This window comes from Chromobacterium sp. ATCC 53434, from assembly GCF_002848345.1.
Taxonomy (GTDB): domain Bacteria; phylum Pseudomonadota; class Gammaproteobacteria; order Burkholderiales; family Chromobacteriaceae; genus Chromobacterium.
The window spans coordinates 1415103-1429324 of the sequence record NZ_CP025429.1 but is presented as its reverse complement, the minus strand read 5'-3'; the positions used below and the strand labels follow the sequence as shown (position 1 = coordinate 1429324).

General features: G+C 65.9%; 18 protein-coding genes. 11 read left to right on the top strand and 7 right to left on the bottom strand.

Annotated features, from left to right (window positions below):
- Window positions 1-18: 18 nt before the first annotated feature.
- Both CXB49_RS06885 and CXB49_RS06880 read right to left on the bottom strand, forming a co-directional pair.
- Window positions 19-969, bottom strand: a complete 951-nt coding sequence (locus CXB49_RS06885) for a GMP reductase (protein ID WP_101707705.1) — start codon at window positions 967-969, stop codon at window positions 19-21.
- Between the two features lie 177 nt (window positions 970-1146).
- Window positions 1147-1794: a ParA family protein gene (locus tag CXB49_RS06880; protein WP_233492966.1), complete on the bottom strand. Its 648-nt coding sequence runs from the start codon at window positions 1792-1794 to the stop codon at window positions 1147-1149.
- Between the two features lie 146 nt (window positions 1795-1940).
- Here CXB49_RS06880 and CXB49_RS06875 point away from each other — a divergent pair, with 146 nt between their 5' ends.
- Window positions 1941-2600: an HAD family phosphatase gene (locus CXB49_RS06875; protein ID WP_101707703.1), complete on the top strand. Its 660-nt coding sequence runs from the start codon at window positions 1941-1943 to the stop codon at window positions 2598-2600.
- A 1-nt stretch (window position 2601) separates the two neighbouring features.
- Here CXB49_RS06875 and CXB49_RS06870 read toward each other — a convergent pair whose 3' ends face one another.
- Both CXB49_RS06870 and CXB49_RS06865 read right to left on the bottom strand, forming a co-directional pair.
- Window positions 2602-3534 carry an exopolyphosphatase gene (locus CXB49_RS06870; RefSeq protein WP_101707702.1) on the bottom strand — a complete coding sequence of 311 codons (933 nt, stop codon included), beginning with the start codon at window positions 3532-3534 and terminating at the stop codon, window positions 2602-2604.
- Between the two features lie 30 nt (window positions 3535-3564).
- On the bottom strand, window positions 3565-4152 hold the full coding sequence (locus CXB49_RS06865) for a YigZ family protein (protein ID WP_101707701.1): 588 nt from the start codon (window positions 4150-4152) through the stop codon (window positions 3565-3567).
- 113 nt (window positions 4153-4265) lie between these two features.
- Between CXB49_RS06865 and CXB49_RS24250 the strand changes: the two genes are divergently transcribed.
- From CXB49_RS24250 to CXB49_RS06825, 9 genes are all read left to right on the top strand, one after another.
- On the top strand, window positions 4266-4394 hold the full coding sequence (locus tag CXB49_RS24250; RefSeq protein WP_255409596.1) for a hypothetical protein: 129 nt from the start codon (window positions 4266-4268) through the stop codon (window positions 4392-4394).
- A 61-nt stretch (window positions 4395-4455) separates the two neighbouring features.
- Window positions 4456-4884 carry an NfeD family protein gene (locus CXB49_RS06860; RefSeq protein ID WP_101707700.1) on the top strand — a complete coding sequence of 143 codons (429 nt, stop codon included), beginning with the start codon at window positions 4456-4458 and terminating at the stop codon, window positions 4882-4884.
- A gap of 4 nt (window positions 4885-4888) precedes the next feature.
- A complete protein-coding gene (locus CXB49_RS06855) occupies window positions 4889-5830 on the top strand; it encodes an SPFH domain-containing protein (RefSeq protein WP_101707699.1) in 942 nt (313 codons plus the stop codon).
- A gap of 60 nt (window positions 5831-5890) precedes the next feature.
- The gene (locus tag CXB49_RS06850) at window positions 5891-6424 is read left to right on the top strand and encodes a septation protein A (RefSeq protein WP_101707698.1); all 534 of its coding nucleotides are present in this window, start codon (window positions 5891-5893) and stop codon (window positions 6422-6424) included.
- Window positions 6424-6726 carry a YciI family protein gene (locus tag CXB49_RS06845; RefSeq protein WP_101710636.1) on the top strand — a complete coding sequence of 101 codons (303 nt, stop codon included), beginning with the start codon at window positions 6424-6426 and terminating at the stop codon, window positions 6724-6726. The genes CXB49_RS06850 and CXB49_RS06845 overlap by 1 nt, the downstream gene beginning before the upstream one ends.
- Window positions 6723-6989 (top strand): BolA family transcriptional regulator, encoded by a 267-nt coding sequence (locus tag CXB49_RS06840; protein ID WP_101707697.1) that lies wholly within the window; start codon window positions 6723-6725, stop codon window positions 6987-6989. Before CXB49_RS06845 ends, CXB49_RS06840 begins: the two co-directional genes overlap by 4 nt.
- An 18-nt stretch (window positions 6990-7007) precedes the next feature.
- Window positions 7008-7796 carry a peptidylprolyl isomerase gene (locus CXB49_RS06835; RefSeq protein ID WP_101707696.1) on the top strand — a complete coding sequence of 263 codons (789 nt, stop codon included), beginning with the start codon at window positions 7008-7010 and terminating at the stop codon, window positions 7794-7796.
- 32 nt (window positions 7797-7828) lie between these two features.
- On the top strand, window positions 7829-8611 hold the full coding sequence (locus CXB49_RS06830; protein WP_101707695.1) for a peptidylprolyl isomerase: 783 nt from the start codon (window positions 7829-7831) through the stop codon (window positions 8609-8611).
- A 177-nt stretch (window positions 8612-8788) separates the two neighbouring features.
- Window positions 8789-9517, top strand: coding sequence for a peptidylprolyl isomerase (locus CXB49_RS06825; RefSeq protein WP_101707694.1), 729 nt, complete (start codon window positions 8789-8791; stop codon window positions 9515-9517).
- Between the two features lie 22 nt (window positions 9518-9539).
- On the opposite strand, the gene CXB49_RS06820 is transcribed toward CXB49_RS06825, so the two are convergent.
- A complete protein-coding gene (locus CXB49_RS06820; protein ID WP_101710635.1) occupies window positions 9540-10853 on the bottom strand; it encodes a chitinase in 1314 nt (437 codons plus the stop codon).
- Window positions 10854-11058: 205 nt separating this feature from the next.
- On the opposite strand from CXB49_RS06820, the gene CXB49_RS06815 reads away from it, so the two are divergent.
- Complete coding sequence (locus CXB49_RS06815; protein ID WP_158300644.1) at window positions 11059-12558, top strand: S41 family peptidase; 1500 nt, start codon at window positions 11059-11061, stop codon at window positions 12556-12558.
- A 90-nt stretch (window positions 12559-12648) separates the two neighbouring features.
- Here CXB49_RS06815 and CXB49_RS06810 read toward each other — a convergent pair whose 3' ends face one another.
- Window positions 12649-13332 (bottom strand): DsbA family protein, encoded by a 684-nt coding sequence (locus CXB49_RS06810; RefSeq protein WP_101707692.1) that lies wholly within the window; start codon window positions 13330-13332, stop codon window positions 12649-12651.
- A 5-nt stretch (window positions 13333-13337) separates the two neighbouring features.
- The gene (locus CXB49_RS06805) at window positions 13338-14198 is read right to left on the bottom strand and encodes an MBL fold metallo-hydrolase (RefSeq protein ID WP_101707691.1); all 861 of its coding nucleotides are present in this window, start codon (window positions 14196-14198) and stop codon (window positions 13338-13340) included.
- Between the last annotated feature and the right edge of the window lie 24 nt (window positions 14199-14222).

Genomic DNA, 14222 nt, shown 5'->3' with positions numbered 1-14222 from the left:
CGGCCGGGCATCCGTCGCTCAGCGGTAGACCTGAATCATCTCCACGCCGCGCAGCGCGGCCAGATCGGCACCGCCGGCGTAGCTGACCGACGATTGCAGGTCTTCCTGCAATTCGCGCAGCAGCTTGCCTATGCTGCCCTTGTACTCGACCAGGATCTTCTTGCCCTCGACGTTGACGTAAGCGCCCTTGTTGAACTGCGACGCGCTGCCGAAGTATTCCTTGTAGTGCTTGCCGCTGATCTCGACGATGTCGCCGGCCGACTCGTCGTAGCCGGCGAACAGCGAGCCGGCCATCACCATCGCCGCGCCGCAGACCAGCGCCTTGGCGATGTCGCCGTGTTCGACGATGCCGCCGTCGGCGATCACCGGTACCTTGACCGCCGCGACGCAGTCCCGCACGGTGGAAATCATCGGGCGGTGGAAGCCGGTCTTGTTCTTGGTGATGCAGACGCGGCCGCCGGCGATGCCGGCCTTGATCGCGTCGCAGCCCCAGGATTCCAGGTCGAGCGCGGCCTCGGCGGTGGCGACGTTGCCGCCGATCAGGAAGGTGTTCGGGAAATGCTGCTTGATGTGTTTGATCATGCGCTCAGCCTTGACGCACCAGGCGTTGGCGACGTCGAGCGTCATGTATTCGGGAGTGAGGCCGGCGGCCTTCAGCGCGTCCAGTTGCTCATAGGTATCGTCGTTGACGCCGACGCTGATCGACGCGAACAGGCCCTTGTCCTGCATGTCGCGGGTGAAGGCCACCGCGTCGACGTTGAAGCGGTGCATGGTGTAGAACCAGCCCTGGCGGGCGAAGAATTCGCAGCCTTCGGCCGACACCACCGACTTCATATTGGACGGATAGACCGGCATCGCAAAGCGGCGCGGGCCGAACTGCACCGAGGTGTCGCACGCCTTGCGGCTGTCCACGACGGTTTTCTTCGGCACCAGATATACGTCGCCGTAGTTGAGTTCGGTCTTGATCATGCGTGTGCTCCCACAGAACGGGTTGGAATAAAAAAACAGGGGCCCCAAACAAAGACGGGAGCCCTGTCGGCTCCCATTTGCAGCTATCCCTGCGATGCCTGTGGTCGGCTCGCACGCAGTTACAAGACAAAGCTACGCCTGTTGTTTCTCGACGTCAATAGTCTTCAGGTAAAAATTTTATTTGTCGCACCAGGCCCGCGGGTCGTCGCCCAGCCAGCGCAGAATCGGCTGCCAGGCCTCGCGGTCGCGCGCGGTGCGCGAATCGGGCAGATCGAACAGCGACATGCCGGCCGCCGCGGCCTGCACATACAGCTGGGTGTCGCGCAGCCAGCCCAGCACCGGCACGTCATGCCGCGCCAGAAACTGCTCCAACTCCCGCGCCGAGCGCGTGCGCGGGTCCACCCGCATCCCCACCACCGCCATGAAGGCCTTCTGCTTGCGTATCGCCTTTTCCTCCAGCATCTGCTCGAAGAAGGCCTCGCCGGCCCAGCTGTCGAACGGCGACGGCTGTATCGGCACGATCACATGGCCGACCTGGGACAGCAGCGCGGACAGTTTCTTGCCGCGCAGGCCGGCCGGACTGTCCAGCACCACCACCTCGGTGCCGCGCGGCGGGCGCTTCGGCTGGTCCGGCTCCACTTCCCAGCCGGCGATGCCGGGCAAGGCGGCATCGCGTCGAGCCAGCCAGTTCAACGCGGTCTGCTGACGATCGACGTCGCCCAGCATCACCTTGCTGCCGCCGGCGGCGAAATAGGCCGCCAGATTGGTGGCCAGCGTCGATTTGCCGCTGCCGCCCTTGGGATTCGCTATCAGTACCGACCGCACCTCATCCTCCCCCATTGCCGTGACCTGTCCACTATACCAGAGCCATACCGAGCCGCGGCGGCCGATGACGGCCGCGACTCGACAGCGGGCCGCCGCGACCGCACAATCGAATGCAATCGGCCACGCGCCATGAACCAGGAGAAGCAATGCCCCGCAGTTTCGACGCGCTGTTGTTCGATATGGACGGCCTGATGCTGGACACCGAACGCATTTCCAACGAGACCTGGCGCCGCGCCGGCGTCGAGCTGGGAATCGAAATCAAGGAGGAGATGCTGCTGGCGATGGTCGGCATGTCGATGGCCCGCTGCGTGCGCTTCGTCGCCGACTATCTCGGCGACTCGCGCCAGGCGGATCTGCTGCAACAGGGCTCGCACCGCCATTACTCGCACATGCTGCAGCACGAGGACATTCCGCTGAAGGCCGGCATCGTCGAATTGCTGGAGTGGGCGCGCGCCGAAGGCATCCCGCGCGCGGTGGCCACGTCGACCCGGCGCCAGATCGCCGATTTGAAGCTCGCCCGCAGCGGGCTGGGCGCCTTTTTCGAGATCAGCACCGCCGGCGACGAGGTCGAGCACACCAAGCCGGCGCCGGACGTCTACCTGGACGTCGCGGCCAAGCTGGGCGTCGCCCCCGGCCGCTGCCTGGTGCTGGAGGATTCCAGCGTCGGCCTGCAGGCCGGCGCGGCCGCCGGCGCCCGGGTCATCATGGTGCCGGACCTGCTCTCCCCCAGCGCCGAGGACCGCGCCGCCGCGCTGGCGGTATGCGGCGACCTGCACCAGGCGCTGGCGCTGATACGCTCGCTGTAGCTCACCCCAGGCCGCGGATGCGGGCGATCAACTCGTCCAGCACGTCCTCGGCCTGATCGTGCCCCACCTGGCAGGTGCCGGCCCCGTCGTGCCCGCCGCCGCCGTATTGCAGCATCAGCGCGCCGATATTGCAGTGCGAGCTGCGGTTGACGATGGACTTGCCGACCGCCAGCACGGTGTTCTGCCGGTTCAGGCCCCACATCACGTGGATGGACACGCTGCAGTCCGGGAACAGCGCGTAGACCATGAAGCGGTTGGTTGGGTGTATCGTTTCCTCGCGCAGCAGGTTCAGCACCACCACATTGCCGTGCGCGCGCGCGCAGCGCAGGATCTGCGCCTTCGCCTCGGTCTCGTGCTCGCGATACAGCGCCACCCTCTCCTGCACGTCAGGCAGTTGCAGGATCTCCTCTATCGAGTGGTTGCGGCAGTAGCCGATCAAATCCATCATCAGCTGGAAATTGCTGACGCTGAACTCGCGGAAGCGCCCCAGGCCGGTGCGCGCGTCCATCAGGTAGTTCAGCAGCACCCAGCCCTTGGGATTGAGGATTTCCTCGATGCTGAATTGCGCCGAGTCGGCCTTGTCGACCGCCTCCATCATCTCGTCGCTGATGCCGGGGAAGGCCTTCTTGCCGCCATAATGGTTGTACACCACCCGCGCCGCCGACGGCGCGCGCGGATCGATGACGTAGTTGTCGGCATCGGTGGCGTTGCGCAGCGTCTCCGACAGGTGGTGGTCGAACACCAGATGGGCCTTGGCCACATACGGCAGATTGGTGGTGATGTCGCCGCCGCCGATGTCCACCTTGCCGTCCTGCATGTCCTTCGGGTGGGCGAACTTCACCTCGTCGATCAGGTTCAGCTCGTTCAGCAGCACCGCGCACACCAGGCCGTCGAAATCGCTGCGCGTCACCAAACGATACTTTTTCTGCGTCATCTGCTTGCCTCCGGTTACACCCGCGTTGTCTCAGTCGTCCGGCTTCGCCTCCAGCGCGCCGGCCATCCTGTCGGCCAGCTCCGCCAGCCTGGCCTGCCATTCGTCGTCCGGCAGCTCGACGCCGAGCCAGACCCGTTCGGCGTAGCGCTGTCCGCTCACCGCCAGCCCCATTTCGCGGCAGGCGTGCCGCAGCCGGGCCTCGTCGGCGAAATCCACCGCCAGCTGCATCCGGCGCATCCGCCGCAGCGGCAGCAGCCTCGCTTCGGCCAGCGCGGCGTTGACAGCTTGAGTGTAGGCCCTGACCAGGCCGCCCGCACCCAGTTTGATGCCGCCGAAATAACGCACCACCACCGCCAGCACATTGACGATGTCCTTGTGCCGCAACACGTTGTACATCGGCTTCGCGGCGGTGCCCGACGGCTCGCCGTCGTCGTCCAGCATCGAATCGCCGTCGCACAGCAACACCGCGCAGTAATGGCGCGCGTCCGGCCAGCGCTGGCGGATGGCGGCCAGCTCGCGCAGCGCCTGCTCGCGGCTTTCCACCGGCAGCAGCACCGCGATGAAGCGGCTCTTGCGGATTTCCACCTCGGCGACGGTCCTGGCTTGCAACTGGAACATTTCTTGCGCCTTGCTGTCTGAAACGGGCCGGCATTGTAACGCCGGGCCGGCCTGCTGTCCGCGCGTTTACCGTCTAGACTGGAAACGGATATCCGCGTGGAAGGATGGTCGCCATGAAAACCCTGCTGCTGATCGCGGCGCTGGCCGTGGCCGCCCTGTGGCTGTACATCCGCAAATTCTGGCTGGACAGCGAGGACGCCATCCACCTGTCCCGCCACCTGCCGGACCGCGACCACGTCTGACGTTGTCATCGACGGCGATTGGCCGGACAATGCCCGTCATGGCCATTGAACGGAAACTCGCATGTCGCAAGCCCTGATCTTCTGGTTCGGCTGCGCGCTGGTCGCGCTGATCGCCGAATTCATGTCCGGCACCTTCTACCTGCTGATGATCGCCGTGGCGATGGCCTGCGGCGGCGCCTCCGCCTGGCTGGGCGCGCCGCCGCCGCTGCAATGGCTGATCGCCAGCGTCTGCGGCGTGGCCGGCGTGCTGCTGATCCGTCAGCGGCGCCGGCGCAATCCGCCTGCGGCCCAGCGGCCGCAGGACGATCCCGACTGGGGACGTCCGGTCGCCGTCGTCGCGCTGACCTCGCCCGGCCGCGCCCGCATCCACTACCGCGGCGCCGAATGGGACGCGCTGCTGCTGGACCCGGCGCTGGATGCCGGCGCCACCGGCTATATCGCCGGCCGCGAAGGCAATCTGTTCAAGATCTCGTCTCAACAACCGGAATAAATCCATGGAAATCGCCCTGATCCTGTTCGTGGCCGTCGTCGTCTTCATCTTCAAGTCGCTGGCGGTGGTGCCGCAGCAGAACGCCTACATCGTCGAGCGCCTGGGCCGCTACCACGCGACGCTGACGCCCGGCCTCAACATCATCACGCCGTTCATCGACCGCATTGCCTACAAGCACAGCCTGAAGGAAATCCCGCTCGACGTGCCGAGCCAGATCTGCATCACCCGCGACAACACCCAGCTGAAGGTGGACGGCATCCTCTACTTCCAGGTGACCGACGCCAAGCTGGCCTCCTACGGCACCAGCAACTTCATCATCGCCATCACCCAGTTGTCGCAGACCACGCTGCGCTCGGTCATCGGCAAGCTGGAACTGGACAAGACCTTCGAGGAGCGCGACGACATCAACCGCAGCGTGGTGGCCTCGCTGGACGAGGCGGCGATCAACTGGGGCGTCAAGGTGCTGCGCTACGAGATCAAGGACCTGGTGCCGCCGCAGGACATCCTGCACGCGATGCAGGCGCAGATCACCGCCGAGCGGGAGAAGCGCGCCCGCATCGCCCAGTCCGAGGGCCTGAAGGTTGAGCAGATCAACCTGGCCACCGGCGCGCGCGAGGCGGCGATCCAGAAGTCCCAGGGCGAGATGCAGGCGACGATCAACAACTCCGAGGGCAGCAAGCAGGCCGCGATCAACCAGGCGATGGGCGAGGCCGAGGCGATACGTTTGGTGGCCGACGCAACAGCCGACGCGATCAACCGCGTCGCCGGCGCCGTCCGCGCCGACGGCGGCGTCGAGGCCGTCAACCTGAAAGTGGCCGAGCAATACATCGACGCCTTCGGCAAATTGGCCAAGGAAAACAATACCATCATCATGCCGAGCAATGTCGCCGACGTCGGCGGACTGGTCGCCAGCGCGCTCAGCGTCATCAAACAAACTAACCGTTAATCCCGCCATAAGGCCCGGCGTGGCTTGAATCTGGCCACGCCTGCCCCCATAATCACCCGCATGAAATTTTTTACCGACCTCCTCCCCGTCCTGCTGTTCTTCGGCGCCTACTGGCTGACGCGCAATATGTTCGTCGCCACCGGCGTCGCCATCGCCGCCACCGTGCTGATGGTCGGCTGGGCCTGGTTCAAACACCGCAAGGTGGACACGATGCAATGGATCAGCCTCGGGCTGATCGTGGTGCTCGGCGGCGCGACGCTGCTGCTGCACGACAAGCACTTCATCATGTGGAAACCGACCGTGCTGTACTGGGTGATGGGCGTCGGCCTGTTGATCAGCGAGTTCGCCGGCAAGAACGGCCTGCGGATGATGATGGGCCAGCAGATCAGCATGCCGGACCCGGTATGGCGCAAGCTGACCTGGATCTGGACCGGTTTCTTCGCCTTCATGGGCGCGCTGAACCTGTTCGTCGCCTACCGCTTCAGCGAAGACGTCTGGGTCAACTTCAAGCTGTTCGGCGGCATGGGGCTGATGCTGGTCTTCGTGATCGCGCAAAGCCTGTTCCTGGGCAAGTACATCGAGGAAAAGAAATGATGCTGTACGCCGTCATGGCCCAGGACGCGCCCGGCACGCTGGCCCAGCGCCTGGCCGCCCGCCCCGATCACCTGGCCCGCCTGCAGGCGCTGCAGGATGCCGGCCGCCTGAAGCTGGCCGGTCCGTTTCCGGCGATAGACAGCGTCGATCCCGGCCCGGCCGGTTTCTCCGGCAGCCTGATCGTCGCCGAGTTCGCCTCGCTGGACGACGCCCGCGCCTGGGCCGACGCCGACCCCTACCGCGCCGCCGGCGTCTACGCCTCGGTCGAGGTCAAGCCTTTCCGCCAGGTGTTCCCGGCATGAGCGATACCGTGCAACTGCTGGAGGCGGCGCTGCGACAGCTCGCGCCGGAACACCTAGACATTCAGGACGACAGCGCCCTGCACGCCGGACACGCCGGCGCCAAGGGCGGTGGCGGCCACTACACGCTGACGATAGTCAGCAGCCGTTTCGCCGGTATGGGCCGCGTGCAGCGCCACCGGCTGATCTATCAAACGCTGGGCGAACTGATGGCCGGTCGCGTACACGCGCTCGCCATCCGCGCGCTCACCCCAGAAGAACTGTGAATTCTGCAAAGGGCTAACATGAAACATTCCCGCATCGCCGCACTGTTGCTGGCCGCCTCGATCAGCCTGCCGGCCGCCGCCGAATCGGTGGCCGTCGTCAACGGCGTCGCCATCGAAAAATCCGAACTCGACGCCGCCGTCGCCAATGTGGTGCAAAGCAGCGGCGGCAAGCAGCAGGACACGCCCGAGCTGCGCGAACAGCTGAAGACTTCGCTGATCAACCGCCAGGTGATCCTGCAGGAAGCCACGCGCCGCGGCCTCGACAAGCAGCCGGCCTTCGTCAAGCGCATGGACGAGGTTCGCGCCGAATTGCTGCGCGACGCGCTGTTCGCCGACATCGCCGACAAGGCCGCCATCGGCGACGCCCAGATCAAGGCCCGCTACGACCAGCTCGCCGCCCAGTTCGCCGGCACCAAGGACATCCACGCCTATCAGATCACGCTGGCCAACGAAGCCGATGCCCAGAAGGTCATCGCCCAGCTGAAGAAGGGCGGCAAGTTCGAAGAACTGGCCAAGACCCGCTCGGTGGACCCGAACGCCAAGCAGACCGGCGGCGACATGGGCTGGGGCAATATGGCCCGCATGGACCCGGCGCTGGCCACGGCGCTGAAGGCCATCCCGAAAGGCCAGATCAGCAGCAAGCCCTACCAGTCGTCGTATGGCTGGCACGTGTTCAAGGTTGCCGACGTGCGCGACGCCCAGGTGCCGCCGCTCGAGCAGCTGAAGCCGCAGCTCGGCCGCCAGTTGCAGGAAGAGTCGATTGCCAAGGCCGTCGAAGATCTGCGCGCCAAGAGCAAGATCCAGTAATCCACCCCATCCCGATCCAGGAATAAAACATAATGCGTAAAATCCTGCTGCAAACCGCCCTCGTCGCCGCCTTCGCCGGCAGCGCCATCGCCGTCGCCGGCCCGACCATCAACGGCCAGCAGATCACCGACGCCCGCATCGACGCGGTCGCCAAGATGATGGAAGCCCAGGGCCAGAACGTCACGCCGCAGGCCCGCGACCAGATCAAGGACCAGCTGGTAACCGCCGAAGTGCTGCGCCAGGAAGCCGTGAAGAAGGGTCTGGACAAGTCGCCGGAATTCACCGCCGAGCTGCAGAACATGCAGGCGATGGCGCTGGCCAACCGCCTGGTCAAGGACTTCGAGAAGGCCAACCCGATCAGCGACGCCGATCTGAAGGCCGAATACGACAAGCTGGTCGCCTCGGTGCCGGAAACCAAGCAATACCACGCCCGCCACATCCTGGTGAAGAGCGAATCCGAAGCCAAGTCGGTGATCGACGCGCTGAAGAAGGGCAAGTCCTTCGACAAGCTGGCCAAGGAAAAATCGCAGGATCCGGGCAGCAAGGCCAATGGCGGCGACCTGGGCTGGCAGGAAGCCGGCACCTTCGTCGCGCCGTTCTCCGAGGCGATGAGCAAGCTGGCCAAGGGTGAAGTGACCGTCAAGCCGGTGAAGACCGAGTACGGCTGGCACGTGATCAAGCTGGACGACGTGCGCACCCAGCGCAACGTGCCGCAACTCGATGAAATCCGTCCGCAGCTGACCCAGCGCGTGATGGGTTCCCGCATCGAGAAGTACGTCGCCGATCTGAAGGCCAAGGCCCAGATCCAGCAGTAAACGCGCCCGACAGCGCGACGGGGACGGCTTGCCGTCCCCGTTTTGCTTGACAGCGCCCCCCGCCGCGCTTACCTTCGCGCACATCCGCAGGCAGGCCCGCCCTGCCCTTGTCAGCGCTGCCGCCGGCAGCCCCATACGGAAACGCCAGGACTGGCCGCTCCCTCACAGGAAACTCACATGACCATCACCGTCAACGGCGTTGAAATCAGCGAAGACATGATCGCCTCCCAACTGGACCACTACGCGGACACGCCCAGCCCGCGCGACACCGCGGTCCAGCAACTGATCCTGCACACGCTGCTGGTTCAGCAGGCCAAGGCCGAAGGCATCGAAGCCGCCGACGAGCAACAAGCCATTCAGACGCTGCTGGACAGCAAGCTGCAAGTGGAGCCGATCGACGAAGCCGGCTGCCGCGACTTCTACGAGCGCTATCCGGACCGCTTCGCCGGCGGCGACAGCGCCGTCGCCAGCCACATCCTGCTGCCCAAGGGCGAAGGCCTGGAAGCCAGCCTGATCAAGGCCAAGGCCGAAGGCATCCTGGCTGAAGTCCAGGCCAACCCGTCGCGCTTCTCCGCGCTGGCGCAGGAACACTCGACCTGCCCGTCCGGCAAGCAGGGCGGCAGCCTCGGCCAGTTCGGCCGCGGCCAGATGGTGCCGGAATTCGAACAGGCCGTATTCGGCACCGAAGCCGGCCAGATCACCCCGCACCTGGTGGAAACCCAGTTCGGCTACCACATCATCCAGGTGGACCAGCGCGTCGAAGGCGGCAAGATCGGCTTCGACGAGGTCAAGGACCGTCTGCAGCAGTACCTGACCGACTTGGCGTTCAACCAGGCGATGCACGAGTACCTGAACAGCCTGGTGTCGGCCGCCCAGATCACCGGCTACCAGATGACCGCCGCCTAAGCGACGGCCATCCGGCTCAAGCTCACCAAGCCGTCCGCGCCGCGCGGACGGCTTTTTTCTTGGCCGCCGCATTGCCGAGCGGCAGCTGGTGCAGGCTGGCCGCCACCGGCTTGGAGAAGTTGTAGCCGTCGTGGCGGTCCCAGTTGACCGACCAGGTCATCACGCCGCGGAAGCTCGGGTAGGCCTGCGCCGGTTTGACGGCGCCGCAGCCCTGCAGCGCAGTCAGGCAGCTCAGCGCCTTGGCCACGGTGTCGGTGGTGACGAAGCCGGAATTGGCCGAGCTGCGGCCGGACGGCACGCCGAAGGCCACCTGGTCCGGCCTGAGGCCCTTGAAGCTGCCGGAGGCGCCGTTGGCGATCGGGAAGCCCTCGATCAGCATCTTGCTGCCGCCGACCAGCATATCGGTCGACCCCTCGGCCAGCGCGCCGTTGGAGTAAGGCGTGTACAGGCCGCCGTTGTTATAGTACTGGACGTGTATCACCGAAAGGTCGTCGCGCAGGCCGTCGATGATGGGCAGGTAGGCGCCCCAGTTGCCGCCGTAGGCGACGAAGCCGCCCTGGACGTATGGATGTTCCGGCGCCATCGACAGGTAGAAGTTCGGCCCGACCTTGGCCTTCAGCTGCTTGACCGCGCTGACCAGATTGCCGACCACCGGCGCGCCGACGACGATGCCGCTGCCGCTCTCCAGGTCCAGGTCTATGCCGTCGAAGCCGTACTGGACGATGATGCCGTACAGGCTGTTGACGAAGTTCTGCACCTGGGTGGCGTTGTTCAGCGTCACCGAGCCGTTCTGCCCGCCCAGCGACAACACCACCTTCTTGCCCTTGGCCTGCTGGGCGCGGATGTCCTGGATGAACTGCGCGGCGCTGCCGGCGCCGGGATCGAGCGTGAAGCTGACATTGCCGTTGCCGGCGTCGTCGGCGAAGGCCACGACGATCACGTCCCAGTCGGCGCTGACCTGCGCCAACGGAAAGGCGCTGCCGCTCGGATTGGCGAAATTGTGCCAGTAGCCGACCAGCGCGTGCTTGGCGAACGGCACGGTGTTTCCCGGCGGGCCGGGCGGCGTCGGGGGATCCGGCGGGGTCGGCGGCGTCGGGTCGCCGCCGGAGCAGCTGCCGCCCGGCGTCCACAGCGTCGGCGAGGCCGCCGGATTCCAGTTGGCGCCGACATAGGCGGTATGCGCCACCAGCGCGGTGTAGTTGGCATTGTTGTAGCTGACCACGTCGCCGGCCTTGTAGCTCGTGCCTTCGGTCCAGTTCGGGCAGGCGGCCCACACATGCTGGCCGAGGGCCAGCAACACAGCCATCGCCATCGCCCTGCCTGTCGTTCTGCGCATCTCCATCTCCTCATCGTGAGCAATTGGTATCATATTGGTATTTAATGGTATGTCGTAGACAATATCTTTCAAGTCAAAAATCCCAAATAAATATCAATGACATTCTGGAAATGCATTAGAACTGGCTATGTATCGACAAAACGCCATTGGCATTACAGAAAGCCACGCGTACGATGGGCCGCTCCATCTCGCACACAATCGCGCCATGCCGCAGAATTCCGCCGTCAGACTCGCCCGCATCCTGCTATTGGCAGCCCTGTCCTGCTCCTCGTCCGTTGCAGACGCGGCCGCCGCCTTCGACCGGAGCGCCTGGCGGCAAGACTACCGCTTGCTCAAACGGGAACTGGAAAAACGTTATTCCCACCTGGCCTGGATGGCCTCTCCCGGCAGCGGCGTCGATCTCCCCCGCCTGGACCGGCGGGCGCGGGCCGCGCTGGCACGGGCTCGCGACGACGCCGAGGCCAGGCAGGCCATCCTGGATTTCCAGAGCGGCTTTCACGACGGCCATTTCGCCCCGCTCAAACCGGTGATCGAGCCGTCATCGCCGGGAGCGGAGCCGCCGGCACGCGATCTGTCGCATGACAGCGCCCTCGACGGCTGCGCCGCGCTGGGCTATGTCAACAGCGGCGCCATCGCCTTTTCCTCGCCTTTCGAGTCCCTTCCCGGCGTGACGCTGACCGCCGACGGGCTGGCCCGCCCGATGCGAAGCGGCATCGCCGATCTGGGGCCGGCCGGCAAGCTGGCGCTGCTGCGCATTCCATCGTTCAACCCGCTCAACTATCCGCAGCTGTGCCAGCCGGCCTGGGACGCGATGCGCGCACGAGATGGCCGCATCGACGCCGGCAAGCTGTTTACCGACACCATGCGCGCCTGGTATCGCGAAACCGCAGAGCGCCTGCGCGAACTGCACACGGCGGGCGCCCGCGCGCTGATCGTCGATGTCGGCGACAATTCCGGCGGCAACGACAGCGGCGACGCGATGTCCCGTCTGCTGGGCAACGGCCCGGTCCGCTCCGCGCCCTTATGGCTGGCGCGCTCAGCCCAGGGGGAGGCCTACTTGCAAGAATGGGTGGAGACCTTGAGTACCGGCTTGCCGCCGGAGGCCACGGCGGCGGACAGGGCCGCCCTGCAGCCGTTTCTCGATGCGTTCCGCGCCCAGGCGGCGCGACTGCGCCAGGCGCCGCCGGTCGACATGAGCTGGGTCTGGCGCGAGCAACGCGTCTTCGATCCCGGCGCGGCGCACAGCCGTCTGGTCCAGGTAGGCTACGCGTCCGGCGCGGTGGACCATCTGGAGCCGGGCCGTTATTCGCGGATCGTGTCCGAGACGCTGTTCTGGCCCGCGCAATCGTTCGGCAGCCAGGGCGCCTGGCAAGGGCCGGTCTATCTGTTGACCAATGGACGGACTTACTCCGCCGCCGAAATGTTCACCGCCGTCAGCCGGGACAACCGATTGGCCAAGACGGCGGGACAAGGCACGGGCGGCGACGGCTGCGGCTTCATGGGGAAAATCCAGCCTTTGATCCTGCCCCACTCTGGCCTGCGCTTCCGCATCCCCGACTGCGTGCGGCTGCGTGCGGACGGCAGCGACGAAGTCCCCGGCATTTCGCCGGACCTGCCGCTCAGCGCCGCGCCCGGGGAAAGCATGCGCGCGCTGGCGCGAAGAACGCTGACGGCCATCGCCGCCGATCTCGCCCCCCGCGATTAGAGCCTTTGCAAACCGCGGCGTCAGCCTGTCCGCGCGCATGAAAAAACCGCCGCTCCGAATGGAACGGCGGTTGGACGGGATGCAGCGCGCTCAGCGGCAGTTTTCCGGCGTGCAGAACAGCGCGTCGTCGCCGGAAGCGGCCGGCTGCGGCAGGCGCGCCGCCAGCGCGGCGGCCAGTTCGACCGGCCTGCCCAGCCAGCCGGACAGCTCCAGCCGTTCCAGCTTGCCGTCCTGCTCCAGCACCGCCGACGGAAAACCGCGCAAGCCCAGCTTGGCCATCTGCCGGCGCGTGTCGTCGATATGGCGCTCCGCCTCGGTCCGGGCTTCGCGCCAGGCCGGCGCGAAGCGCTCGGCGGCGATGCCCAGCTCGGCGGCCAGTTCCGACAGCACGGCGAATTCGGCGATGCGCCGGCCCTCCAGATAATGGGCGCGCTGTATCCGGGCCAGCATCGCCAGCGGATCGGCTCCGAGCCGGGCGGCGGCCAGCACGGCGGCGATGGGCGGATCGGACGCCAGCGGCGCGCCGACGTCGTTCAGCAGACCATCGTAATAGGCGTCGCCGAAAGGCTGGCCGCTCATCTGGGCGATGCACTTGTCGTGCGGCATCACATAGGACCGCCATTCCGGCGTGATGGTGCGGCCCTCCGCCTCGTCCAGCATGCCGCCGGCGTGCATCTCCACCACCAGGCCCGGCAACGCGGCCGCCGCCTGCAACAGCGGGGAGGCGCCGTAGCACCAGCCGCACAGCGGGTCGTAGAAATAATGCAGTTTCATGCCCGTTACCACTTCATCTCGCCCTTGCGCACCTTGGCGCCCAGCTCCAACGTGGAGACTTCGGCCGCGTTCGGGTAAGCCTGCTTCATCGCGTCGATCAGCGCGGCGCTGTCGCGGGTTTCGGCGTTCTTGGCCTCGAAGGTCTTCAGATAGTCGCGGGTGAAGCGGATGGTGGACACATCCATCTTGTCGCCGGCGATCATATGGCCCGGCACCACCGTTTCCGGCTTCAGCGCCTCCATGTCGTCCAGCTGCTTGAACCAGGCCTTGCGCTCGGCGTCGGTCTGGGTGTCGGCGGTCCACACGTGCATGCCGGAGTAGACGCCGACATTGCCGACGATGGCGCGGATCGACGGAATCCACATATAGCTGCGATGGCCCAGGATGCCGTGGCTATCCTTGATTTCCAGCTTCTTGCCTTCCAGCGTGATGGTGTCGGCCTTCAGCGCGGTCGGCAGCAGCGGCTTGGCCTGCGGCGCGTTGGCGCCCATCTTCGGCCCCCAGAACGCCACCTTGCCCTTCACATTGCCCTTGATGTGGGCCAGGGTCTCGGGCGCGGCCACCAGTTCGGCCTTCGGGAAGATTTGCTTCAGCACCGAGGCGCCGAAGTAGTAGTCCGGATCGGCCTGGCTGACGTAGATGGTCTTCAGGTTCTTGCCGCTGTCCAGCACCTTGGCGGCGATGCGGTAGGCGTCGGCGCGGGTGAAGCCGGTGTCGATCAGCACGGCGTCCTTGTCGCCGGTGACCAGCACGGAGGAAACGTTGAAGCTGTTGCCGTCGGCGTTGTAGACCGACAGTTTCAGGTCGCCGGCGTGGGCGAAACCGGCGGCGGCGAGAGCGGCGGCGATCAGGGTTTGACGGATCATGGTTGACTCCTTGGGTCTAATGCC